The 22,997-nt window shown below is 74.1% G+C and carries 25 protein-coding genes and 2 pseudogenes; 11 read left to right on the top strand and 16 right to left on the bottom strand.

What is annotated here, in order from left to right; genetic code table 11:
* Positions 1-218 precede the first annotated feature (218 nt).
* The 6 genes and pseudogenes from WHI96_RS00865 to WHI96_RS00840 form a co-directional block, all read right to left on the bottom strand.
* Complete coding sequence (locus tag WHI96_RS00865; protein ID WP_345647806.1) at positions 219-674, bottom strand: HEPN domain-containing protein; 456 nt, start codon at positions 672-674, stop codon at positions 219-221.
* Positions 671-1,426 (bottom strand): UPF0158 family protein, encoded by a 756-nt coding sequence (locus tag WHI96_RS00860; protein WP_226354444.1) that lies wholly within the window; start codon positions 1,424-1,426, stop codon positions 671-673. Before WHI96_RS00860 ends, WHI96_RS00865 begins: the two co-directional genes overlap by 4 nt.
* A 50-nt stretch (positions 1,427-1,476) precedes the next feature.
* On the bottom strand, positions 1,477-1,716 hold the full coding sequence (locus WHI96_RS00855) for a hypothetical protein (protein WP_345648574.1): 240 nt from the start codon (positions 1,714-1,716) through the stop codon (positions 1,477-1,479).
* Between the two features lie 87 nt (positions 1,717-1,803).
* Positions 1,804-1,902 (bottom strand): annotated as a pseudogene (locus tag WHI96_RS00850) (DUF1707 SHOCT-like domain-containing protein); the annotation flags it as partial.
* A 175-nt stretch (positions 1,903-2,077) separates the two neighbouring features.
* Positions 2,078-2,839, bottom strand: a pseudogene (locus WHI96_RS00845) (DMT family transporter); the annotation flags it as partial.
* A gap of 53 nt (positions 2,840-2,892) precedes the next feature.
* On the bottom strand, positions 2,893-3,069 hold the full coding sequence (locus WHI96_RS00840) for a hypothetical protein (RefSeq protein ID WP_345647803.1): 177 nt from the start codon (positions 3,067-3,069) through the stop codon (positions 2,893-2,895).
* A gap of 40 nt (positions 3,070-3,109) precedes the next feature.
* On the opposite strand from WHI96_RS00840, the gene WHI96_RS00835 reads away from it, so the two are divergent.
* The gene (locus WHI96_RS00835; protein ID WP_345647800.1) at positions 3,110-4,024 is read left to right on the top strand and encodes a LysR family transcriptional regulator; all 915 of its coding nucleotides are present in this window, start codon (positions 3,110-3,112) and stop codon (positions 4,022-4,024) included.
* On the opposite strand, the gene WHI96_RS00830 is transcribed toward WHI96_RS00835, so the two are convergent.
* The 4 genes from WHI96_RS00830 to WHI96_RS00815 all read right to left on the bottom strand — a co-directional run bounded on the left by WHI96_RS00830 (position 3,993) and on the right by WHI96_RS00815 (position 7,548).
* Positions 3,993-4,745, bottom strand: a complete 753-nt coding sequence (locus tag WHI96_RS00830) for an SDR family oxidoreductase (RefSeq protein WP_345647797.1) — start codon at positions 4,743-4,745, stop codon at positions 3,993-3,995. The two genes, WHI96_RS00835 and WHI96_RS00830, sit on opposite strands and share 32 nt — an antisense overlap.
* 102 nt (positions 4,746-4,847) lie before the next feature.
* Entirely contained in the window at positions 4,848-5,459 is a 612-nt protein-coding gene (locus WHI96_RS00825; RefSeq protein WP_345647794.1) for a C40 family peptidase, read from the bottom strand.
* A 363-nt stretch (positions 5,460-5,822) separates the two neighbouring features.
* The gene (locus WHI96_RS00820) at positions 5,823-6,902 is read right to left on the bottom strand and encodes an inositol-3-phosphate synthase (protein WP_251783323.1); all 1,080 of its coding nucleotides are present in this window, start codon (positions 6,900-6,902) and stop codon (positions 5,823-5,825) included.
* Between the two features lies 1 nt (position 6,903).
* On the bottom strand, positions 6,904-7,548 hold the full coding sequence (locus tag WHI96_RS00815; RefSeq protein ID WP_226354439.1) for a PadR family transcriptional regulator: 645 nt from the start codon (positions 7,546-7,548) through the stop codon (positions 6,904-6,906).
* A gap of 194 nt (positions 7,549-7,742) precedes the next feature.
* Between WHI96_RS00815 and WHI96_RS00810 the strand changes: the two genes are divergently transcribed.
* The 4 genes from WHI96_RS00810 (at position 7,743) to WHI96_RS00795 (ending at position 13,481) form a co-directional block, all read left to right on the top strand.
* Positions 7,743-8,138 carry a DUF5318 family protein gene (locus tag WHI96_RS00810; RefSeq protein ID WP_345647786.1) on the top strand — a complete coding sequence of 132 codons (396 nt, stop codon included), beginning with the start codon at positions 7,743-7,745 and terminating at the stop codon, positions 8,136-8,138.
* A 294-nt stretch (positions 8,139-8,432) separates the two neighbouring features.
* Positions 8,433-10,841 carry a transglycosylase domain-containing protein gene (locus tag WHI96_RS00805; RefSeq protein WP_349302334.1) on the top strand — a complete coding sequence of 803 codons (2,409 nt, stop codon included), beginning with the start codon at positions 8,433-8,435 and terminating at the stop codon, positions 10,839-10,841.
* A 131-nt stretch (positions 10,842-10,972) separates the two neighbouring features.
* Positions 10,973-12,640, top strand: coding sequence for a glycosyltransferase family 87 protein (locus WHI96_RS00800; protein ID WP_345647780.1), 1,668 nt, complete (start codon positions 10,973-10,975; stop codon positions 12,638-12,640).
* 163 nt (positions 12,641-12,803) lie between these two features.
* Positions 12,804-13,481 (top strand): NUDIX hydrolase, encoded by a 678-nt coding sequence (locus WHI96_RS00795; protein ID WP_345647778.1) that lies wholly within the window; start codon positions 12,804-12,806, stop codon positions 13,479-13,481.
* Positions 13,482-13,501: 20 nt separating this feature from the next.
* On the opposite strand, the gene WHI96_RS00790 is transcribed toward WHI96_RS00795, so the two are convergent.
* Positions 13,502-14,872: an FAD-binding oxidoreductase gene (locus WHI96_RS00790; RefSeq protein WP_345647775.1), complete on the bottom strand. Its 1,371-nt coding sequence runs from the start codon at positions 14,870-14,872 to the stop codon at positions 13,502-13,504.
* 191 nt (positions 14,873-15,063) lie between these two features.
* On the opposite strand from WHI96_RS00790, the gene WHI96_RS00785 reads away from it, so the two are divergent.
* A complete protein-coding gene (locus tag WHI96_RS00785; RefSeq protein WP_345647772.1) occupies positions 15,064-16,185 on the top strand; it encodes a helix-turn-helix transcriptional regulator in 1,122 nt (373 codons plus the stop codon).
* Between the two features lie 7 nt (positions 16,186-16,192).
* Here WHI96_RS00785 and WHI96_RS00780 read toward each other — a convergent pair whose 3' ends face one another.
* The 3 genes from WHI96_RS00780 to WHI96_RS00770 are packed head-to-tail and all read right to left on the bottom strand — an operon-like array spanning position 16,193 to position 17,893.
* Positions 16,193-16,960, bottom strand: coding sequence for a deoxyribonuclease IV (locus WHI96_RS00780; RefSeq protein ID WP_062398963.1), 768 nt, complete (start codon positions 16,958-16,960; stop codon positions 16,193-16,195).
* A 43-nt stretch (positions 16,961-17,003) separates the two neighbouring features.
* The gene (locus WHI96_RS00775; RefSeq protein ID WP_345647767.1) at positions 17,004-17,519 is read right to left on the bottom strand and encodes a DUF4333 domain-containing protein; all 516 of its coding nucleotides are present in this window, start codon (positions 17,517-17,519) and stop codon (positions 17,004-17,006) included.
* Positions 17,516-17,893 (bottom strand): hypothetical protein, encoded by a 378-nt coding sequence (locus tag WHI96_RS00770; RefSeq protein ID WP_226354434.1) that lies wholly within the window; start codon positions 17,891-17,893, stop codon positions 17,516-17,518. The genes WHI96_RS00775 and WHI96_RS00770 overlap by 4 nt, the downstream gene beginning before the upstream one ends.
* 264 nt (positions 17,894-18,157) lie before the next feature.
* On the opposite strand from WHI96_RS00770, the gene rpsF reads away from it, so the two are divergent.
* The 5 genes from rpsF to dnaB all read left to right on the top strand — a co-directional run bounded on the left by rpsF (position 18,158) and on the right by dnaB (position 21,835).
* Positions 18,158-18,472: a 30S ribosomal protein S6 gene (gene rpsF, locus WHI96_RS00765; protein ID WP_062398960.1), complete on the top strand. Its 315-nt coding sequence runs from the start codon at positions 18,158-18,160 to the stop codon at positions 18,470-18,472.
* Between the two features lie 11 nt (positions 18,473-18,483).
* Positions 18,484-19,032 carry a single-stranded DNA-binding protein gene (locus WHI96_RS00760; RefSeq protein WP_208822721.1) on the top strand — a complete coding sequence of 183 codons (549 nt, stop codon included), beginning with the start codon at positions 18,484-18,486 and terminating at the stop codon, positions 19,030-19,032.
* A gap of 54 nt (positions 19,033-19,086) precedes the next feature.
* On the top strand, positions 19,087-19,323 hold the full coding sequence (gene rpsR / locus WHI96_RS00755) for a 30S ribosomal protein S18 (RefSeq protein ID WP_085915038.1): 237 nt from the start codon (positions 19,087-19,089) through the stop codon (positions 19,321-19,323).
* 14 nt (positions 19,324-19,337) lie between these two features.
* On the top strand, positions 19,338-19,784 hold the full coding sequence (rplI, locus tag WHI96_RS00750) for a 50S ribosomal protein L9 (RefSeq protein WP_345647761.1): 447 nt from the start codon (positions 19,338-19,340) through the stop codon (positions 19,782-19,784).
* A gap of 641 nt (positions 19,785-20,425) precedes the next feature.
* On the top strand, positions 20,426-21,835 hold the full coding sequence (dnaB, locus tag WHI96_RS00745) for a replicative DNA helicase (RefSeq protein ID WP_345647758.1): 1,410 nt from the start codon (positions 20,426-20,428) through the stop codon (positions 21,833-21,835).
* 43 nt (positions 21,836-21,878) lie between these two features.
* Here the strand turns inward: dnaB and WHI96_RS00740 are convergent, their stop codons facing one another.
* Together WHI96_RS00740 and WHI96_RS00735 are read right to left on the bottom strand one after the other, a co-directional pair.
* Entirely contained in the window at positions 21,879-22,217 is a 339-nt protein-coding gene (locus WHI96_RS00740) for a DUF3040 domain-containing protein (RefSeq protein WP_345647755.1), read from the bottom strand.
* 169 nt (positions 22,218-22,386) lie between these two features.
* On the bottom strand, positions 22,387-22,905 hold the full coding sequence (locus tag WHI96_RS00735; protein ID WP_345647752.1) for a dTDP-4-dehydrorhamnose 3,5-epimerase family protein: 519 nt from the start codon (positions 22,903-22,905) through the stop codon (positions 22,387-22,389).
* Positions 22,906-22,997: the final 92 nt, after the last annotated feature.

Below are 22,997 nucleotides of genomic sequence, written 5' to 3'. Positions count from 1 at the left end.
CGCGCTGTGACGGCCGGCCCCCGGGCGGCATCCCCTCGTCCGAGCGACCAGCCCGTGGTCGCACGGCGGGAGGGGCCACGCCATGACGTGCCCGAACGCCGGGGGCGACGACCCGAAGCGCGCCGAGCGTGCTCCCGCGCGGTTCGTCGCGCCGCAGGCCGGGCCGTACGGGTCCCGCCGCAGGTCCGCCGAGGCGGCGGGTCTCCGGTCGTGGCCGGTCAGGCGCGGGACCCGCGCCGGACCGGCTTCTCCGGCCGCCGGGTCGCCCCGTTCCCCGGGTCCGGCGGCCCGGACAGGGCCGGCTCGGCGAGCCAGACCTCCACGGCGTCGAGCACGAACGCGGCGTCGGAGAGGGCCGCACGCGCCTCCGCCGCCGGGGCGGTCACGTCCGAGTGGTCGGCCAGCGCCCGGCGGTTGTAGAGCGACCGCAGCAGCCGCCCGGCCCGCGGGTCCAGCGACCGTTCCCGCACCACCCGGCGTACGAACGCGCTGACCACCTCGGAGTGCTCGGCGCGGGTCTCCCCCAGCACCAGCAGCGCGGTCTCGGCGGCCCGGAACGCGGCGTGGAACGCGCGGGAGACCGCGGCGTCGCCGAAGCCGTTCTCGGCCAGCACCCGGGCCCCGCCCAGCTCGACCCGGGCCCGCGCGATCCCGCCGTGCACCCGCCGGGTCACCGGACCCGCACTGCCTCGGCGCGGGCACGCACGACCGTCGGGTCGGCGGCGCGGACGAGCTCGCCCTGGCCGACCGGCAGCACGCTGATCGTCAGCCCGGTCCGCCGGGTGTGCTGCCACAGCACGTCGTCCATCGCGCGGACCTCCTCCCAGGGCAGGATCGGGAACCCGTCGTCGTCGAGCACCACGAGCAGGTCGATCGCGGACTCGACCGAGCCCTCCCCGCTGGCCCAGGACCCGAACAGCAGCACCTGGCGCAGCCGGGGGCCGTAGAGCAGGGCCAGGTCGTCGGCGACGGCGGCGGGCACGTCGTCGTTGGACGGGTCCGGGTCGGGGTGGCGCGCCCTGAGCCGCTCGCCGTCGTCGGCTCCGATCAGGCCGGCCGCGACCAGCCAGTCCGCCGCGCGCCGGCGGGAACGGGCGTCGCGGAAGCGGTACCACTGGTCGCGGACCTCGGGGAACTCGAACAGCGTGTTCTTGAACCGGCGGAACGCGCCCCGGCCGTCGATCGCGCGGTCCAGCAGCGCCGCGGCCCGGCGGTGCTGCACGCCCGCGGTGAAGTCGGACATGTCCCGGTAGGACTCCCGGCTGGTCACCGGCCGGATCTCCACCCAGTCCGGACCGGGCCGGTCGTCGCCGGACACGCCGTGCACCTCGGCGTCGGCCGGGTCGAGGTACCAGGTGACCTCCGGTGTGCGGTCCTCGAGCGCGTCCGCGAGCGCGGACAGGTCGAGGCGGGCGGGGTCGAGCACGGGGCGACTCTATGCCCGGTCCGGTGCGCGTGGCAGCGGTCGCGGGACCCTCAGTCGTCCTCCCGCTCCCCGGAGCCGAAGAAGAAGTGTGCGACGAGGACCGCGCCCCAGATCCCGACCGGGAAGATCGGCCAGAAGAACGGGAGGCCCTCCCCGTCGGAGGACGAGGCGAACGCGGTGACCACCCAGATGCCGGTCAGGACGACCGAGGTGCCGGCCCACGAGCGCCACTCCGTGAGGTGCTCACGCCTCGCCTCGGCCTTCTCCACCTGCGCCGTCTCGGCACGCACCGACGGCAACATCGTGCGTTCCACCGCGGGCAGGTCGGTGACCAGCCGGTCGAGGTCGGCGCGGACGGTCGCCGCGTAGGCCTGCTGCAACCGCTCGTCGTACTCGGTCAGTGACAGCCGGCCCTCGTCGTGCGCCAGCTTCAGCCGCTCCGCGGTCTCGCTGCGGTCGGCGTCCGACACCCGCATCACGGACCGCTCGTCGTCCCTGGACTCCCCCATGCCCGTCGAGCGTAGCGACGGGGCGGGCCACGGGGGTCTGTCGTTCGGACGATCCCCGCCCCCGGTGCGGGGCCGAACGGGTGGCGACGGCGACGCCGACGAGGCACAGCAGACCGCCGGCGAGCGCGGCCGGTGCGGGTACCTCCCCGAGCAGCGCCCAGGACAGCCCGACCACCAGTGGCGGGATCGCGTACGTGGTGGCGGCCAGCCGGCCCGCGGTCGTGCGGGTCAGGGCGTATCCCCAGGTCAGGAACGCGACGCCGGTCGGGAACACCCCCAGGTAGACGACGCCGGCGACGGCCGCCGGCCCCGCGGTGGCGAGCTCGGCGACCAGCGACGGGAGGAACGGCAGCAGGGCGACCGCCCCGGCGACGGCCCCCGTCCAGGTCATCGTCAGGGCGTCGACCCGGGGCAGCAGCCGCTTCTGTGCGACGGCCGCGCCCGCGTAGACCAGTGCGGCGAGCAGCCCCAGCAGCACCCCGGACAGGTCGGCACCCCCGGCGGAGGAGGCGGCCGCGATCAGTGCCACCCCGGTGAACGCGACGGCCATCCCGGCCAGCAGCCGCGCGGGGAAGCCCTCCCCGAGCAGCAGCCCGGCCAGGACGGCGACGACCACCGGCGCCACGTTCACCAGCAGCGCGGTGGTGCCGGCGTCGAGGTGCCGCTCGGCCGCGTTGAGCGCGAGGTTGTAGACGCCGAACCAGGCCGCGCCCCAGATCGCCACCGCCGCGAAGAGGCGTCCGCGCGGCGGGGGTGGGCCCGTGGTGCGTCTCCGTGCGCGCACCACGGTGAGGATCGCGGTCAGGGTCAGCGCCCCGACCAGCATCCGGCCGAGGGCGAGCGCGCCAGGGGACAGGTCGTGGCCGACGGCGCGGATGCCGACGAACGCCGACGCCCAGAGCACGACGGTGGTGGCCGCGGCGGCGAGCGGGAGCAGCCCGGCCCGGGGCTCGGCGCTCACAGGGTCGGCCGGCGGGTGTCGTAGCCGCTACGGACGGGCGACCGGCTGGGGCGGTCCCGGAACGACCGGTACAGCGTGGCGAGCGCGGCGGGTGTGGCGAGGGCGAGGAGCCCCAGGTGCACGATGTCCATGTCGCCATCGTCGACCCGTTCCCAGTTCAGCACCATCGACATGTTCTGTTTCTGGATTCAGTCGCGCTGTATGGTCGGGGGCGTGCTCGATGCCCACCGTCTGATGATCTTCCGGGCGGTCGTGGCCGCCGGGTCCGTCCAGTCCGCTGCCGCCAACCTGGGCTACACGCCGTCCGCGGTGAGCCAGCACGTCACCGCGCTCGCCCGGGAGACCGGCCTGGTGCTGTTCGAACGGGTGGGCCGCGGGCTGCGGCCGACCGCGGCCGGGCTGCTGCTGGCCGACCGCGCCGACGCGGTGCTGGCCCGGCTCGGCGAGGCCGAGGTGCTCGTCGAGGACCTGCGCACGGGGCGCACCGGGTCGCTGTCGGTGGCCTACTTCGCCTCCGTCGGGTCCGCCTGGATGCCGCGGGTCGTCAGCACTCTGACCGGCGGGTTCCCCGGCGTCCGGCTCGACCTGGCCCTGCGCGAGTGGCTGCCCGACGACCCGGCCGACCGGTCGGACCTGCAGATCGCCGTCGAGCGGCCGGACTTCGAGGCCTGGCCCGGGTTCTCGGTGCACCACCTGCTCGACGACCCCTACGTCGTGGTGGTGCCCGGGGGGCACCCGCTGGCCGGGGCCGAGCAGGTGGAGCTGTCCGAGCTCGCCGGCCTGCGCTGGGTGGACAACGACTTCGCCCGCGGGTGGTGCCGGCGCAACCTGGTCGAGGCGTGCGCGGCGGCCGGGTTCCGGCCGACGTTCCACGTCGAGGCCCATGACTACCGCACGGCGCTGGCCTTCGTCGCCGCCGGCATCGGCGTCACCGTGCTCCCCCGGCTCGGAGCCGTCGACCTCCCGGCCGGGACGTGCGCGGTGCCGATCGTGCGGCCCACCCCGGTGCGGACGATCCTCGCCGTCGTCCGGGACGCCGCGGCCGGTGCGCCGCCGCTGCGGGCGGCGCTCGACGAGCTGCGCGCGCAGTCGGCCCTCAGCCCTGCGGACGCACCACTATCTCGGTGAGGTGGGCGTCACGGGTCGCGGTCAGCGCGGCCAGGATCGCGGCGCCGACCGACTCCGGGCGCAGGAACCGCGAGCCGTCGTACTCCCCGTCCGCTGTGCCGATGCTCGTTCCGCCTGCGCTCCGCTCGTGCGCGACGACCCGCTCCTGCATCGCGGTGTCCACCCGGCCCGGGTGCACGGAGGTGACCCGGATGCCGTGCCCGGACTCCTCGGCGCGCAGGGCGTCGCCGAACGCGCGCAGCGCGAACTTGCTCGCCGCGTAGGACCCCCAGCCCGCGCGGGCGGTGAGCCCGGAGCCGGAGTTGACGAGCACGACGTCGGCGCCGGAGTCGGCGCCCGCCGCGCGCAGCGCGGGCAGCAGCAGCCGGGTCGTCTCGGCGACCGCGACGACGTTGACGTCGAACTGGTGGCGCCAGGTCTGCGCGGTGGTCTCCGCGACGGTGCCCAGCTCCCCGACCCCGGCCGAGTGGACCAGCGCGTCGAGCCGGTCGATGCCGTCGAGGGCCGCGGCCAGGGCGTCGTCGTCGGTGAGCTCCACCGCCACGGTGCGGACCGTGACCGGGCCCGCCTCGGTCAGCTCGCCGGCCAGGGTCTCCAGCCGCTTCTCGTCCCGGCCACCGAGGACCAGGTCGTAGCGCGGCGCGAGCAGCCGGGCGGTGGCGGCGCCGATGCCCTGGGAGGCACCGGTGATCAGGGCGAGCGGGCGGCGGGGAGCGGTCACCCGGTGAACCTACGACGACCGGCCCCGTCCTGCGCGAGGACGGGGCCGGTCGTACCGGGGAGCGTGCGCGCTCAGAGCGGAGCTTCGTTCCGCAGGCTTCTCTCAGACCCGGCGGGCCGAGTTGAACGGCATCCGGTCGATGTCGGAGATCTTCACCGGCTGACCGCTGGTGGAGGCGTGCACGATCTGGTCGCCGCCGATGTAGATGCCGACGTGGCTGACCGGGCTGTAGAAGAAGACCAGGTCACCGGGCTTCAGGTTCGACTTCGACACCGGGGTGCCCACCTGGGCCTGGGCCCGGCTGGTGCGGGGCAGGTCCTTGCCGGCCTTGGAGAAGGCGTAGCTGACCAGGCCGGAGCAGTCGAAGGCGCTCGGGCCGGTGGCGCCCCAGCGGTAGGGCTTGCCGATCTGGGCCATCGCGGTCGACATCGCGCCGCTGCGCGCGGCGGCGGCCTGCGCGGCCGGGGCCGCGGCCTGCGCCGCGGAGGAGACCGACAGCGCGGCCGGGTTCGCGCCGAGCGCCGTCAGGACGTTCGCGGCCGGGGCGACGTCACGGGTCACGGTCTCCGCGGCGGGGGCCGCGGAGGCGGTGGCGTCCGTGGGGGCCGCGGTGGCAGCGGTGGCGGCGGGGAGCACGGACAGAACCGCGGCCGCGGCGGCGGTGGTGGCCACGACGGCGACGCGGAGCGCCGGAGCGGAATGACGCTGGGGCACGGTGGGGTCCTCGGGATGTTGCACCACCGGAGGAGCGGTCGGGGCGGGAGGCGTGGGCGCCGGTACGAAGGGGAGTTCCGGTGGGGACCGGACGGCACTCACGACCCGCCCGCGTCGTCGCCCGGCGGTGACCCTGCACCCCTCACCCCGGATGGGCGGTGGTCGTACAAGGCCGGACCGCACATTACGAACAGATATCGCCCGGATAAATGACGCAGAGCACATTCATTGCATGACTGCGCTCACGACGAATAACGGGAACATTCCGGATCGGTAATGTCGCTGCCCGGAACGTCTCCGGTACGGCAACGGCCCGGGGATGACCTGCGCGGTCGTCCCCGGGCCGTTGTACCGAGAAATCGATCAGTTGTCGATCTCGCCCCGGATGAACGCCTCGACCTTGTCGCGCGCCTCGGAGTCGCGGTACTGCTCCGGCGGCGACTTCATGAAGTAGCTCGACGCCGACAGGATCGGGCCGCCGATGCCGCGGTCCTTGGCGATCTTCGCCGCCCGGACCGCGTCGATGATGATGCCTGCGGAGTTCGGGGAGTCCCAGACCTCGAGCTTGTACTCCAGGTTCAGCGGGACGTCGCCGAACGCGCGACCCTCGAGTCGGACGTAGGCCCACTTCCGGTCGTCCAGCCAGGACACGTAGTCCGACGGGCCGATGTGCACGTTGCCCTTGCCCATGTCCCGGTCCACCTGCGAGGTGACGGCCTGGGTCTTGGAGACCTTCTTGGACTCCAGCCGCTCGAGCTCCTTCATGTTCAGGAAGTCCATGTTCCCGCCCACGTTGAGCTGCATCGTGCGGTCCAGCTGCACGCCGCGGTCCTCGAACAGCTTCGCCAGCACCCGGTGGGTGATGGTCGCGCCGACCTGGGACTTGATGTCGTCGCCGACGATCGGGACGCCGGCGGCGCGGAACTTCTCCGCCCACTCCGGGTCCGAGGCGATGAACACCGGCAGCGCGTTGACGAACGCGACGCCCGCGTCCAGCGCGGCCTGCGCGTAGAACCGGTCGGCGTCCTCGCTGCCCACCGGCAGGTAGGACACCAGCACGTCGGCCCCGGTGTCGCGCAGCACCTGCACGACGTCGACGGGCTCGCCGTCGGCCTCGGTGATGGTCTCCCGGTAGAAGCGGCCGAGACCGTCGAGGGTCGGCCCGCGCTGCACGGTCACCCCGAGCGGCGGCACGTCCGCGATCTTGACGGTGTTGTTCTCACTGGCCGAGATCGCATCGGCGAGATCCTGACCGACCTTCTTCGCGTCGACGTCGAACGCGGCCACGAAGGTCACGTCCCGGACGTGGTACCCGCCGAAGTCGACGTGCATCAGGCCGGGGACCTGGGTCGACGGATCGGCGTCCGCGTAGTAGTGAACCCCCTGGACCAGCGACGCCGCGCAGTTGCCCACGCCGACGACCGCCACCCGAACCTGGCTCATGTCAGGCTCCTCCTGTTGTCTCGTCCTGTCGTACCCCGCCGGTCGCGGGCCGGGATGGCCCGCCGCCGGGGAAGGTCCTCTCGTCGCGGCCGTCCGCGGCGCCCTGCTCGGCCCGTTCGGTCGCGATCAGCTCGTTCAGCCAGCACACCTCGCGCTCGGAGCACTCCAGCCCGAGCCGGTGCAGCTCGCGGGTGTACCGGTCGACCCCCTCGCAGGGCCTGCCGAGTGCGGTGCGCAGTCCGTCCCGACGTTCCTCGACGGCCCGTCTGCGGCCCTCCAGGATCCGGATCCTGGTCTCGGCCGGTGTCCGCGCGAAGAACGCCAGGTGCACGTCGAAGCTTCCGTCCTCCCACGCCTGGGGGCCGGCCTCGGCGAGCATGGCCGCGAACCGGTCCCGGCCCGCCGGGGTGATGCGGTACACCCGCCTGCCCCGTCGCAGCCGTCCCGGAGCGCGTCCGTACTGATCACCCGCCTCGTCGGTGGTCTCGGCGATCGACCCGGCCCGGAGCAGCCGGCGCAGGGCCGGGTACAACGAGCCGTAGGAGAACGCGCGGAAGCCGCCGAGCCTGCGGCCGAGCTGCTTGCGCAGCTCGTACCCGTGCAGCGGACCGTCCTGGAGCAGGCCGAGGACCGCGAAGTCCAGCATCGCGACCTCCTCCGTGTGGACCGCCGACCGGTCATCCTATCGGTCCGATACATCGATCCGTCCCATCCATGATCGTCATCACAGGCGGTCACGGACCGGACGAGTGCCCCGACCAGGCACGGAACGGTCGTGCCCGCAGGGCCCCGTGCGGGACGGCGATGGGTCCGCGAGTCCGTCCCGCGTACCCTGGCCGGGTGCTCAGCCCGCGACAGGTGGTGGACTACGCCCTGCAGCGCCGTGCTCTGCTGGCCGACGTCCGGGCCGGCCGGGTCGGCCGTGAGGAGGTGTGCGATGCGGGTGCCTACCTGCTCCGCGCCGCGCGCTTCCACGGCACGTCCGCCGGTCGGCCCTGTCCGGTCTGCCGGCACGACGAGCTCGCCCAGGTCTCGTGGGTGTTCGGCGACAGCCTGCGCCACGTCTCCGGCTCGGCCCGCTCCGCGGCGGACCTCGAGCAGCTCGCGGCGCAGGTCGCCGACTTCTCCGTGCACGTCGTCGAGGTGTGCACCGAGTGCCGCTGGAACCACCTGGTCCGCTCGTTCGTCCTCGGCACCGGCCGCCCCCGCCGCGGCCGGCGGAGTGCGGGTGGCTGAGTCCGATGGTGCCCTCCCCGACGAGCACGACCACCCGGACCGCGCGCACCGCGCCGGTCCGAAGCCGGATCCCCTCCGCCCCGGGCTCCCCCGGCCCGGGCCGCTGCGGATCCGGTCCACCGCATCCCACGGAGCCGCCCGGTGAACGACGAGCGTGACCCCCGGCGCACCCCGCCGCCGCCCCCGCCCCCCGGTCCTCCGCGGTCCCGTCCCCCGATGCCCCCGCCGGCACCCCGACCGGGCGCGGGACCCCGTCCCCCGATGCCCCCGCCTCCGCCCCCGGTCCGTCCGCCGGTGGGCGGCCGTCCCGCGCCCGCGGGTCCGCCGCCGCGCCCGGTCCCCCAGTCCCCTCCGCCGCTGCTGACCCACGACGACTCCGGGGTCGGCCACTTCGACCCCGTCGTCCGGCCCGCCCAGGCCGGTCCGCGCACGGCCGCCCCGCAGCGCACCGGCCGTCCGCCGGCGCGCGGTGCCGCGGCGGCCGCGGCGGCACCGGTCACGGCCGCCCGTCGTGGCGGCGGTGGCGGCCGCCCGCCCGGCCCGCCCGGTCGTCCCGACGGTCACGGTCCCGGAGAGGGCGCCGACGGGCGGAAGAAGCCCGGCCGCAGTCGCCGGCTCCGGCGCTGGGTGATCGGGCTCGCCGCGTTCGCGGTGATCGGCCCGCTCGTCGCGTTCGCGATCGGCTGGCTGGTGTTCCCGGTCCCCGAGGCCGACGACATCGCCGTCACCCAGGTCGCGACCTTCACCTACACCGACGGCGCCCCGCTGGCGACCGTCCGGCCGGACAACGTCAACCGGACCAGCGTCGACCTGTCCCAGGTGCCGGTGCCCGTCCAGCAGGCCGTCCTGTCCGCCGAGGACCGCACGTTCTTCTCCAACCCCGGCTTCGACATCTCCGGCATCGCGCGGGCGGTCGTCAACCAGCTCTCCGGCGGGATCGGCGGCGGCTCGACGATCACCCAGCAGTACATCAAGGTGACCACCGGCAACGACCAGTACTCGCTGTTCCGCAAGTTCCGCGAGGTCGTGCTGGCCGCGAAGATGTCCAAGGAGATGACCAAGGAGCAGATCCTCGGCAACTACCTGAACGCGATCTACCTGGGTCGCGGCGCCTACGGCGTCCAGGCCGCCAGCCAGGCGTACTTCGGGAAGAACGTCCAGGACCTGAACGCCTCCGAGGGCGCGATGATCGCCGGGCTGATCCAGTCGCCGTCGCGCTGGGACCCGGCGAAGAACCTCGAGATGTCCCAGCAGCGGTGGAACTTCGTGCTCGACGGCATGGTCGCCCAGGGCTGGATGACGCAGGCCGACCGGGCGCAGCAGAGGTTCCCGCAGTGGCGCGAGGCCTCCGCGGCCGAGGGCGGCGGCATCCCCGGCGACGACAAGGGCCACATCTACAACGCGGCCCGCGCCGAGCTGGAGAAGCTCGGGATCTCCGAGACCGAGATCAACACCCAGGGTCTGACGGTCACCACGACGATCGACCCGAAGGCCCAGGAGGACGCGGCGACGGCCGTCGAGACGGTCATGGACGGCCAGCCCGGCAACCTGCGGTCCTCGCTGGTGTCGGTGAACCCGAAGACCGGCGCGGTCATCGCCTACTTCGGCGGGGAGAACGGTGTCGGCCTCGACTACGCCTCGGTGCTCAAGCAGCCCGGCTCGTCGTTCAAGCCGTTCGTGCTCGCGGCGGCGCTGCAGGCGAACCCGCCGGTCGGTCTCGGCACGATCTACGACGGCTCCTCCCCCCAGGAGCTCGCCGGCACCACGGTCACCAACTCCGAGGGCGTCAGCTGCGGCCGGTGCTCGGTGAAGGAGGCCATGACCAAGTCGATCAACACGGTCTTCTACCGGATGGGCCTCGACGTCGGCCCGCAGCGGGTCGCCGACGCCGCGCACCAGGCCGGCATCCCCGCCGACCTGCTGCCGAACCCCACCGGCGGCATCTCGCTGGGTGACCGAGAGGTCCACCCCGAGGACATGGCCGCCGCCTACGGCACGTTCGCGGCCGACGGCATGAAGCGCGACCCGTTCCTGATCGCGAAGGTCACCGCCAGCGACGGGCGGGTCATCTACGACCGCGGCAGCACCGACAACGGCCAGCAGGTCATGCCGGCCGAGGTCGCCCGCAACGTCACCGAGTCCATGACCGACGTCGCGAGCTCGTCGCGGATCGGGCTGGACGGGCGTCCGGTCGCCGCGAAGACCGGCACCGTGCAGAGCAGCGTCCAGGGCCAGAACAACGACGCCTGGACCGTCGGCTACACACCGTCGGTGTCCACCGCGGTGTGGGTCGGCACCGACGACAACACCCCGATCAAGAACTCCGCGGGCCGCCCCGTCTACGGGCGGATGCTGCCGGGCTCGATCTGGCAGTCGTTCATGACCGACGTGCTGCAGGGGACGCCGGTGGAGCAGTTCTCCGACTTCGAGCCGATCGGCCAGGCCCCGGCCCGGGCCGTCTCGAACGACTCGGGGCAGGGCGACGAGCAGCAGACGACCACCACCCAGGAGCCCGGCGACGGCCGCGACAACGGCGACCGCGGGGACCGGGGTGACCGCGGCGACCGGGGTGACCGGGGTGACTCCTCGGGTGACGGCTCCGGCGACGGCAGCAGCGGCGACCCCGGCACCGACGACAACAGCGACGGTCCGCCCGGCTCCGACGCGGGCCGGGACCGTCCGGACCGCGGGGGCGACAACTGACCGCAGGCGGCCGGCCCGGAGCCGCACCCCCCGCCCCCCGCGACGCGCCGGGGGCGGGCGTCCGGGACCGGGAGATCCCGACCTGGACCGAGCCGCTGGCGCGCGCCGCCAGCCGGGTCGTCGGCGGCCCGATGGGTCGGCACGCACTCGTCGGACGGTCGCGCTGGTGGACCCCGCTGCGGGTGGTGCTGCTGCTCGCGGTCGTCGTGCTGGCGCTGGGCTGGCTGGGCAAGGCGGCCTGTCTGCAGGAGTACCGCACCGCCGACGGTGCGCTCGCGCTGGACTGGCGCAACGATCGCCAGTACGTCGCGATGTGCTACTCCGACACCGTCCCGCTCTACGGGCTGGAAGGTCTGGCCGACGACGCCGTCCCGTACCGCGACGCCTGGTTCGAGACCGCCGCCGACGGCTCCCGCACCGCCCGGTATATGGAGTACCCGGTCGTCACCGGGATGTTCCAGTACCTCAACGCGCAGCTGACCGACGGCTGGCAGTGGCTCGCCGAGCGGCTGCCGCTGCCCACCGCGCTCGACGTCGTCGTCTACTTCGACGTCACCGCGATCTGGCTGGCCATGGCCTGGCTGGTGGTGGTGTGGGCGGTGCTGATGCTCCGCCCGGAGCGTCCGTGGGACGCCGCGCTGGTCGCGCTGTCCCCGCTGGTGGCGGTGCACGCGTTCACCAACTTCGACACGCTCACCGTCGCGCTCGCGACCGGGGCGCTGCTCGCGCTGCGCCGGGACCGGCCGGTCTGGGCCGGGGTGCTGCTCGGGATCGGCGGCGCGGCGAAGCTCTACCCGCTGCTGTTCCTGCTGCCGGTGCTGCTCGTCGGCCGGCGTCGCCGCGGCGACGGCGGCCTCCCGCGGGCCGCGTGGACGATCGGCGCCGCGGTCCTCGCCTGGGTGGCGGTGAACCTCCCGGTCGCGCTGGCCTGGCCGCGCGGCTGGGTCGAGTTCTTCCTGCTCAACCGCACGCGCCCGGCCGACCCGGACTCGATCTGGTATTCGCTGTACTGGTTCACCGGCTGGTCCGGCTTCGACGGCCCGCTCGGCGACGGGCAGTCCCCGGCCGTGCTCAACACCGTCACCGCGGTGCTCATGGTGCTGGCGTTCGCCGCGATCGCCTGGCTGGCGCTGCGCGCGCCGCGGCCGCCCGCGGTCGCCGAGCTGGCCTTCCTGACGGTCTCGGCGTTCCTGCTGGTCAACAAGGTGTGGAGCCCGCAGTACTCGCTGTGGCTGGTCCCGCTCGCGGTGCTCGCCCTGCCACGCTGGCGGCTGCTGCTCGCGTGGATGGTCGTCGACGCGCTGGTCTGGGTGCCGCGGATGTTCCAGTACCTCGGCGTCGCGAACAAGGGGCTGCCGCCGGAGCCGTTCCTGGTGACCGTGCTGGTCCGCGACGCCGTGGTGGTCGCGCTGTGCGTGCTCGTCGTCCGGCAGATCCTGCGGCCCGGCGCCGACCCCGGGCGGGACCCGGAGCCCGTGTGGCCGGTCGGCCCGCGTGTCTCCCGGTCCGCCGTGCCTGCCGCTGCGGCCTCCGCGGTGGCCGTGCCCGCACGGGGCGGGGGGCGTCGGCGGAGGGACGGCCGTGCCACCGGTCCCGGTGGCACGGCGCGGTCCGGCGGCACGGCGCGGTCCGGCGGCACGGCGCGGTCCGGCGGTGCGACCGGGTCCGGTGGCGCGGCGTGGTCCGGTGGCGGGACCCGCAACGGCGGCGCGGCCGGTTCCGCGGGCTCCGGCCGGGCGGCCGGAGCGGAGCCGTGGCCGTCCCGGACGGCCCGCCCCCGGCGCGACCCCGCGGACTGAACTGCGGCTGCTCCTCGCGTCGCACCTGTCGTGCCGGTCGCGGTACCCCCCGGCGGTCGCTGCACCCCCCTTGTGGATCGTCCCGGGCGGCGCTGCACCGGGTGTGACGTGTGCGGCGGCGACGGAACCTGTGCGGCGCCCGGGCGGGTGCGACGATCGGGGCATGGCCGACGACGCGGTGGTCCCGGAACCGGTGCAGCGCCAGCTGCGGAAGCGGGTCGAGGCGGCGCTGACGACGCTCCCCCCGGCCGAGCGCCGGGTCGCATCGGAGGCGGACCGGGCGGGGAAGCGGGCCGCCGCCGTCACGCTGACGCTGCTGCCGGTCCCCGGTGCCACCGGCGACGGCCGTCTCGCCGAGGAGGTCGCGTTCGTCCTGACCCGGCGCGCCCGGTCCCTGCGGGCCCACTCCGGGCAGTGGGCCCTGCCGGGCGGCCGGCTCGACCCGGGTGAGACCGCCGAGCAGGCGGGGCGCCGCGAGGTGTCCGAGGAGATCGGGCTCGAGCTCGGCCCGGACCGCGTGCTCGGCCTGCTCGACGACTACCCGACCCGTTCCGGCTACGTCATCACACCGGTCGTGCTGTGGGCCGGCGGTGCGGGCGAGCCGACGCCCCACCCGGACGAGGTCGCCGAGCTGCACCGCCCGCCGCTGGCCGAGATCGACCACGAGCCCCGGTTCCTCACGATCCCCGAGTCCGACGCCCCGGTGATCCAGGTGCCGCTGTTCGACCGCTACGTCCACGCCCCCACCGGCGCGGTGCTCCACCAGTTCCGCGAGGTCGTCCTGCACGGGCGAGCGACCCGGGTCGCGCACCTGGAGCAGCCGGTCTTCGCCTGGCGCTGAGGAGATCCCGGGACCGGGTCTCAGGCGCGGACGGGCCCGCCGAACACACCCTCCGGGTCGACGCGGCGCTTCAGCGCGGCCAGCCGGAGCCGGGTGTCGTCGTCCCAGTACCCGGCGACGGTGTCCGGCGCCGCCTGACCGGCCAGGTTGACCAGACCGCCGCGGGTCCACGGGGCGACGGCGTCGAGCAGCGCCGCGGCCCGGGCCGGGACCTGCACGGCGGCCTCCGGACCCGCGGGCACGCCGAGGCAGTACAGGGAGACGGCACCGTGCCGCCCGGCGACCGCGTTCGGCACCGGCGCCGGCCGGGCGAGCGCCCCGCCGAGCAGCCGCAGCTCGACCAGGACCAGCGGCGACGAGCTGTCCGGCCCCGCCTCGGCGAGGACCGCGTCGACGGCGTCCGCGGGCAGCGTGTCCAGGACGGCGCCGCGGTCCCACACCGGCATCGGGTCGGTCGGGTCGGAGTGGACGGCGTCGACGGCCGCCCACGGCAGCTCCCCGACGCCGTCGAGCAGCGGGGCGGCGACCGCCCGCATCGGCGCGAGCAGCGCCTCGCCCTCGGCGACCGTGCCGAGGTGGGTGAACCGCAGGTGCACGACGAACCGGCCCCGCAGCTCCGCCGGCAGCGCCGGGTCCGGCGGGAGAGCGAGCAGCGCGACCGAGGTCGACGTGTCCTCCCCCAGCCCCGGCGCCCACTCCCGCCAGGCGTGCAGCAGCCGGGGTGCCTCGTCGCCGTCGAAGAAGATCCCGCCGCCGTGGAACCGCGGCTGCTCGACCAGCCCGAACTCCATCCAGGTGACGACGCCGAAGCTCTCCCGGCCGCCGCGGACCGCCCAGAACAGGTCGGGGTCCGACCCGGCGTCGACGGTCCGGGCGACACCGTCGGCGGTCACGATGCCGAACCGGGTCACGTGGTCGGCGGCGAACCCGTGCCGACGGCCGAGCGGCCCGAGACCGCCGCCGGTGGTGTAGCCGACGACCCCGACACCCGAGCTCGATCCGCAGAGCGGGGCGAGGCCGTGGGGGGCGGCGGCGTCGAGCACCGCGCGCCAGCGCACGCCGGCGCCCACCCGGGCCCGGCGGGCGACCGGGTCGACGGCGAGCTCGGTCATGCGACGGGTGGAGACCAGCACGACGTCGTCGAGGTCGCCGGTCAGACCGTGCCCGGTGGCCTGCACGGCCACCCGCATCCCCTGCGCGGCGGCCCACCGGACGGCGGCCGCGACGTCGTGCTCCCCGGTGGCGCCGACCACGACCGCGGGCGTCGGGACGTGCGCGAGGTTGAAACCGCCGACCTCCTGCTCCCAGCCGGGGTCGGACGGGCCGAGCACCGGCCCGGCGACGGCGGCCGCGAGCTCGGCGACGGGACGGACGAGGGAGGAGGAGGTCATGACCGGGGCTCCGTTCATCAGGGTCGTTCGGTACCACCGACCCTCCGGTCCACGGCGCCGCCGTCCCATCCCCCGTGGCTGGGCGGCCGACACCCCAGAAACCTGGGACACCCGTTCCGACCAGCACGGATGTCGCGACCTCCCCAATTCTGACGATGGAGATCGTCGGCGAAGATCCGGACACTCGGGAGGTGCCCGCTGCCGCCCCGGCGCGCGTCCGTGAACGCCTCGCCGCCCTGGCGTCGGCCGGCCTGGACGCGCCCACCTTCGGACTGACCGCACTGGACCTGCTGCGCTCCTCGCTGCCGTTCACCGCGGCCTGCCTGGCCACCGTCGACCCGGCGACCGAGCTCGTCACCGGCGTGGTCAAGGCCGACCTCACCGACGAGAACGACGACCTCTGGGCCCGCCACGAGTACGAGGTCGTCGACCTCTACAACTCCTTCGACGTGTTCCGCAGGCCCGGCGGGGTGACCACCGCGCTCGCCGAGACCGACGGGGACCTGAGCCGGCTGCGCCGCTTCGACGAGTTCTTCTCCCCCGTCTACGGCTTCGGCGACGAGCTGCGCTTCACCGCGGCCGCCGACGGCGCGCACTGGGGCTTCGTCGCCCTGTTCCGCGACGACGGGCGCGGTTTCAGCCCCGCCGAGCAGGAGTACGCCGCCGACGTCGGACGGCTGTTCGGCCGCGGGATGCGGGCCGGGCTCGTCGCGGGTGCGGTCGCCGACGGCCCCGGCGGCGCGGACGGCCCGGCGGTGCTCGTCGTCGGGCGGGACGGCGCGGTCACCCACGGCGGCCCCGGCGTCGCCGAGCGGCTGGCCGACCTCGGCGGGGACACGGACGGGGCGCTCCCGTTCCCGCTGCTCGGGCTGATCCGGGCGGCCCGCCGCTATGCCGCCGGGCACCTGGTGCGGCTGCCGCGGACCCGGCTGCGGACGCGCTCCGGGCACTGGGTGGTGGCGCACGCGTCGCCGCTGGCCGGGCCGGACGGGGCCTCGGGGCAGGTCGTCGTGACGATCGAGGAGGCCCGGCCGCCGGAGATCGTCCCGCTGGTCACCGCGGCGTTCGGGCTGACCCCGCGCGAGCGCGACGTCGTCGGCCTGGTGCTGCGCGGCGCGGACACCGCGGAGATCGCCCGCACCCTGCACCTGTCCGCGTGGACCGTGCAGGACCACCTCAAGTCGGTGTTCGCGAAGGTCGGCGTCCGCAGCAGGCGCGAGCTCACCGCCCGGGTCTACTTCGACCAGTACGCCCCGCGGCTGCAGGTCGGGGCGGGGCTCACGCCGTCCGGCTGGTTCGCCGGTACCGCCTGAGCCCGCCTCAGGTGTGCTCCCGCAGGAACGCGATGTCGCGGGCCTGCCCCTCGGCCGGGGTCTCGACCACGACCGGCGCCCCCGCCGCCGCGACGACGGCGGCCAGCTCGTCCGGCGGGATCGTCCCGTCGTCGATGTTGGCGTGCCGGTCGCGGGCCGAGTCGAACGCGTCGCGCGAGTTGTTCAGGTGGATCAGGTCGATCCGCCCGGTGATCCCCCGGACCCGCTCGACGATCCCGGCCAGCTCCTCGCCGCCGGCGAAGGCGTGGCAGGTGTCCAGGCAGAACCCGACGCCGAACTCGCCCACGGCGTCCCACAGCCGGCCCAGCGCGTCGAACCGGCGGGCCATGGCGTTGTCCCCGCCCGCGGTGTTCTCGATCAGGACGGGCACGTCGAAGCCGTGCTCCCCGGCCTGGCGCTCGACGAACTTGCGCCAGTTGTCGATCCCGACCGCCGGGTCGTCGTCCTTCGTGACGTGCCCGCCGTGCACGACCAGGCCGAACGCGCCGACCTCGGCGGCCCCGGCGAGGTGCTGCTGCACGATCTTGCGGCTGGGGATGCGGATCCGGTTGTTCGTGGACGCGACGTTCGCGGTGTAGGGCGCGTGCACCACCACCGCGACGTCCGACGCGGCCAGCTCCGCCGCCCGCGGGTGCGGCGGCGGCTTCTTCCAGCCCTGCGGGTCGGACAGGAACAGCTGGATCACCTCGGCGCCGACCTCGGCGGCCGCGGCCAGGGGGTCCTCGGCGTCGCGGACGTGTGCTCCGATCTGCATACGGGCACGGTAGCGAGGACCCCCGACAGCCGTCGGCCGCCGGTCAGGCGTCGGTGATCGAGAAGTTCACCAGGCCGCCCTCCACCGAGGTCACGGTCACCCGGGCCGGCAGCTGCTCGCCGCCGACGGTGAGGGTGCAGGTCTGCACGGCGCCGGGCCGCGGGGCCAGCTCGCCGTCGCAGGTCGTGGTCCCGACCGGCCGGCCCATGGACGCGGTGACCTGCTCACCGACGGTCCTCGCCAGCACCTCCGGCGCCACCGGCCGGGCCTCGGTGGTGATGTCGAAGTTCACCGTGCCGCCGTCGACGGCGCTGACCGCGGCCACGGCGTCGACCGGCTGGCCGCCGGTGGTGAACTCGCAGCGCAGGGTCCGCCCGACCTCGGCGGCCAGGTCGGACGGGCAGGTCACGGTGCCCGCGTCGATCGCCACGCCCTGCCCGCCCAGCTGGGTGGCGATGGTGGAGGCGACCTGGTCGCGCGGCACCGACGAGGAGCAGCCCGCCGCCGCCAGCAGCCCCGCGGACGCCACGAGCACCGCGAGGGCCCGCGCCGCGCTCACGCCGCACCGCCGGTCAGCAGCGCCCGCCAGGACTTCCCCGCGGTGCGCCCGGTGGCGATGTCGTGCACCGCCCGGCTCGCGACGAACGCCTCGCCCACGGCGGTGTCGAACAGGGCCGCGGTCGCGGTGTCGGCGCCGTTCGGGCGGACCAGCGCGATCCGCCGCCGCTGCCCGGCGACGGTGGCGCGGAAGCCTCCGCCGAACTCGTACCAGGGGAAACGGACGTCGGTGACGGCGTCGAGCGGCTCGTCGAAGACGGGGCCGGTGTCGGCGACGAACGACAGCCGTCCGTCGGCCAGGACCAGGATCCCCGGTGTGTTCATGAGCCCGGACAGGATCCAGGCGTGGCTGCGGAAGTGGGTGGTGCCGGACACGAGCTCTCCCCCATGGTCGTCGGCGCCCGCGGACCGGGCACCCGTACGACGACCAGCGTCTCCGCGGGCACGGCCCGAACCCATCCCAGCGATCTGGGGAACCGCGTACCCGCAGGTCGGGGCCGGAACGGCCGTTGCTAGCCTGTACCGGCACCCCCGCAGTTCCCGTGCATCCGCCGGACACTGTCGGGGTGCACTGAGAACCTCCTGTCACGGCCGTCCGGGCCGTGACCGTTTCGAGTCCATAGGAGGTGAGTGGTTCTCATGCGTCACTACGAGGTCATGGTCATCCTCGACGGCGGCCTGGACGAGCGCACTGTGCAGCCGTCCCTGGAGCAGTTCCTCACCGTCGTGAAGAACGACGGCGGATCGGTCGAGAAGATCGAGGTCTGGGGCAAGCGCCGCCTGGCCTACGAGATCAAGAAGCAGGGCGAGGCCATCTACGCGGTCCTCGACATCACCGCTGAGCCGGCCACCGTCACCGAGCTGGACCGCCAGCTGGGTCTGAACGAGTCCGTGCTGCGCACCAAGGTCCTGCGCAAGGACGTCACCCGCACGCCGGCGCCCGCCGCCGGCTGATTGGAGCCGTCATGGCCGGCGAGACCGTCATCACCGTCGTGGGCAACCTGACGGCGGATCCCGAGCTGCGGTTCACCCCGTCCGGCGCCGCGGTCGCCAACTTCACCGTGGCGTCCACCCCGCGCACCTTCGACCGCCAGTCCGGCGAGTGGAAGGACGGCGAGGCGCTCTTCCTGCGCTGCAACATCTGGCGCCAGGCGGCGGAGAACGTCGCCGAGTCCCTGACCCGCGGCGCGCGCGTCGTGGTCCAGGGTCGCCTGCGCCAGCGGTCGTTCGAGACCAAGGAAGGCGAGAAGCGCACCGTCGTGGAGATGGAGGTCGACGAGGTCGGCCCGTCCCTGCGCTACGCGACCGCCAAGGTCAACAAGGTCAACCGGGGCGGTGGCTCCGGTGGCTTCGGTGGCGGCGGCGGTGGCTACGACGGTGGCGGCGGCGGTGGCGCCCGACAGGGCGGCGGTTCCGGCGGTGGAGGCAACTCCGGCGGCGGCTATGACGACCCCTGGGGTTCGGCCCCGCCCGCGGGCAGTGGCGCCGCGTCCGACGACGAGCCCCCCTTCTGATCCACGTACCTCTCCGCCCGTGACGGGCGGAGGACGATCTCCAGGAGCACCACCATGGCCAAGGCCATCGTGCGCAAGCCGAAGAAGAAGGTCTGCGCTTTCTGCAAGGACAAGGCCCAGCTGATCGACTACAAGGACACCGGTCTGCTGCGGAAGTTCATCTCCGACCGCGGCAAGATCCGTGCCCGTCGGGTCACCGGCAACTGCCGGCAGCACCAGCGGGACGTCGCCGTCGCGGTGAAGAACTCCCGTGAGGTCGCCCTGCTGCCGTACACCTCGACCGCCCGCTGAGGAAGGGGAGACACATGAAGCTCATCCTCAACGCCGACGTCCCGAACCTGGGTGCCCCGGGTGACATCGTCGAGGTCAAGGACGGCTACGGCCGCAACTACCTGCTGCCGCGCAAGCTCGCGGTCGTCGCCACCCGTGGCGCCGAGAAGCAGGTCGAGCAGATCCGCCGGGCCCAGAAGACCCGCGAGATCCGCGACCTGGGTCACGCCCAGCAGGTCGACTCGCAGCTGCGCAACATCAACGTGACGGTCCCGGCCAAGGCGGGCGACACCGGCCGTCTGTTCGGTTCGATCACGCCGGCCCAGGTCGTCGACGCCGTCAGGGCGGCCGGCGGCCCGCTGCTGGACAAGCGCAGCATCGACGTCCCGGGTCACCTCAAGACCCTGGGCAAGCACCAGGTGCAGGTCCGCCTGCACCCGGAGGTCACCACCGAGCTGCCGATCGCGGTCGTCGCGAGCTGAGCGGTCCGGTGGTCGTACGACCACCGAGCGTGAACAGGGCGGTGTCCGGAGCCATGTGCTCCGGACACCGCCCTTTCGTGTGTACGGAGGGGCCCGGACGGTCGTCGCGCGCACGGTGCGCAGTCCCGGGTGGACGATCGACACCGATCGGACGACCCCACACCGGATGTCTTGTCACGCAGCCGACACGCCGTGCGGTGACGACCCACTCGTCGGGCGGGCCTGTGGACGCGCCGGGCGGTGAGTGGTCCACCGGGCGCTCCGACACGCCCGTGAGCAGGTGTGCGACGACACGCCAGGACAAAGTTGTCCACAGCTGTGAGTATGCCTTTGACCTGCGCAGACGGCTCATTCCGCTGCGCTGTCCCCAGGTTGTCCCCAGCACGGTCCCGGGACGGGCGGCATCCGTGCACAGTTCATCCCCAGTTCGATCACCAGGCCGGTTCGCACGCGGCCCACGGCCGACCTAGTGTCGGCCGTACCGGTACGCGAGCGCGCTGCTCCCCGGGTCGCGCGCCCCGCGGTCCGTCGGGCACCGCGCCGGCCGGCAGATCACCGACGACGGTCGCGGGTGGGCACCACGCACCACTCGCGCGTCGAACGTGCGTTCGGTACTGTGTCCACCGGGGGTGACGCTGCGTATGGCTCTGACGGACGATCGTCCCGGCAACAAGCCCCGTGCGGTCCGTGACGGCGAGAAGGCCTCCGGATCCGGCGAGGGCGCCACGTTCGACCGTCAGCCCCCGCAGGACCTCACGGCCGAGCAGTCGGTGCTCGGCGGCATGCTGCTGAGCAAGGACGCGATCGCCGACGTCGTGGAGGTCCTGCAGCCGGAGGACTTCTACCGGCCCGCCCACCAGACCGTCTACGAGACGATCCTGGACCTCTACAGCCGGGGCGAGCCCGCGGACGCGGTGACCGTCTCGGCGGAGCTGCAGCGGCGCGGTGAGCTCGTCCGCCTCGGCGGCGCGCCCTACCTGCACACCCTCATCGCGACCGTGCCCACCGCCGCGAACGCGGCGTACTACGCCGAGATCGTCGGCGAGAAGGCGGTCCTGCGGCGGCTGGTCGAGGCCGGCACCCGGATCGTGCAGCTCGGCTACCACGGCGCCGACGGCGGCGACGTCGACGACGCGGTGGACCGGGCCCAGGCCGCGGTCTACGAGGTCACCGAGCGCACCACCACCGAGGACTACACGGTGCTGGAGGAGCTCCTCCAGCCCACGATGGACGAGATCGACGCGATCGCCTCCCGGGGCGGCCAGTCCACGGGTGTGCCGACCGGCTTCGCCGACCTCGACCAGGTCACCAACGGTCTGCACCCGGGCCAGATGGTCGTCGTCGCGGCCCGGCCGGGTCTGGGCAAGTCGACCCTGGGTCTGGACTTCGCCCGCTCCTGCTCCATCAAGAACGGCATGACCAGCGCGTTCTTCTCGCTGGAGATGAGCAAGTCCGAGATCGTCATGCGTCTGCTGTCCGCGGAGGCCCGGATCCGGCTGGCCGACATGCGCGCCGGCCGGATGTCGGACGAGGACTGGACGCGGATGGCGCGGCGGATGTCGGAGATCTCCGAGGCGCCGCTCTACATCGACGACTCGCCGAACCTGACGCTGATGGAGATCCGGGCCAAGGCGCGCCGGATGAAGCAGCGCTACGACCTGAAGCTGATCATCCTGGACTACCTGCAGCTGATGACCTCGGGCCGCAAGGTCGAGTCCCGTCAGCAGGAGGTCTCGGAGTTCTCCCGGCAGATCAAGCTGCTGGCCAAGGAACTCGAGGTGCCGGTGGTGGCGATGAGCCAGCTGAACCGTGGTCCCGAGCAGCGCACCGACAAGCGGCCGATGCTGTCGGACCTGCGTGAGTCCGGCTCGATCGAGCAGGACGCGGACATGGTGGTGCTGCTGCACCGTCCCGACGCGTTCGAGCAGGACGACCCGCGCGCCGGTGAGGCCGACCTGATCCTGGCCAAGCACCGTAACGGTCCGACGACGACGATCACCGTCGCCCACCAGCTGCACTACAGCCGGTTCTCCGACCTCGCCCACGGCTGAGGTCGCCGGTCCGGGGTGGCCCGGCCGGTGCGGGGGCGTCGGGTCAGGCGGTTCCGGGATGCGCCTGCGGCCCGGCCGTGGCCGCGACGGCCAGGGCGAGGCCGGCCACGAGGATCCCCGCGACGACGACCGGAACGCTCACCAGTACGGCGCCGAGCAGCAGCACGACCAGCGCGATCCCCAGCAGCATCGTCGGGAACGGGCCCGAACCGTGCACGGTCCGCCGGTCCTGGGCGAACCCGGCGAGCAGCCGTCCGCCGTGGCGGGCCGGGGCGCGCACGGCGGCGTTCAGTGAGGAGAACCGGCGGACCAGTCGCGGGTCGGTGAGTCGCAGCTGCACCTCGATCTCGTGCAGTCGACGGTTCTCGCGCTCGCTCAGCACCTCAGGACCCCCTCGTGTCCACGTCCCGGCGGACACGGTCGTGCCGCCGTCCGGCGCGGGCGTCGTCGATCCGGCCTGGTACCGACGTTACGTGACCGATTCGTGATCTCGCCGACCGGGCCGACCGGCTCACATGCGCCCGTCCTCACACCGGGGACGGCGCCCGGGGTCACCAGAGGGAGACGCGGTCCCGGCGGGGGCCCGCGGGAGCACCCAGGCGGGCGATCAGCGCGGCCCACGAGCGTGCCGTGCCCGGTGTCCGGGACGGACGGGGGCGGAGCCAGCGGACCGCGAGGTCCGGGTCGTCGGGGTCGACGTCGAAGCGTTCCCGGCGCGGGAGCCGGGTGGCGCTGCGCAGCTCGACGACGGTCCCGCTCGCGACGGACTGGACGCCGTAGAGACAGCCCGGCGGGACGAGCAGCCGCTGCGGGCCCTCGAGCAGGGCCACGGCGAGCCGGCCGAAGGTGTCGGCGTCCGGCCGGGCGTCGATGACGACGGCGTAGCCGCCGCCGCGGGGGACGCCGAGCAGCACCGCGTCGCCGGGATGGCCGAACAGGCCGAGTACGGCGTCGCGGGCCGGGCGGCGCCGTCGTCGCACGGTGAAGGCGGTGAGGTCCGGGCCGGACGTGTCGGTGGCGGTCGGGTCGAGCAGGAGCGCGCCGGGCACCACGGTCCGTACGACGTCCACTCGACCTCCCTCGGGTCCGGTCACCGCGTGCGACGGGCGCGCGGTGGGCTGCGGTTGGGGTACCGGAGACGACAACGAGCGGGCCGGGCCCC

The sequence above is a fragment of the Pseudonocardia tropica genome (assembly GCF_040105315.1).
Classification (GTDB): domain Bacteria; phylum Actinomycetota; class Actinomycetes; order Mycobacteriales; family Pseudonocardiaceae; genus Pseudonocardia; species Pseudonocardia alni.
Note: the sequence above shows the minus strand (reverse complement) of the source record. Positions and strands in the feature narration are given on the sequence as shown.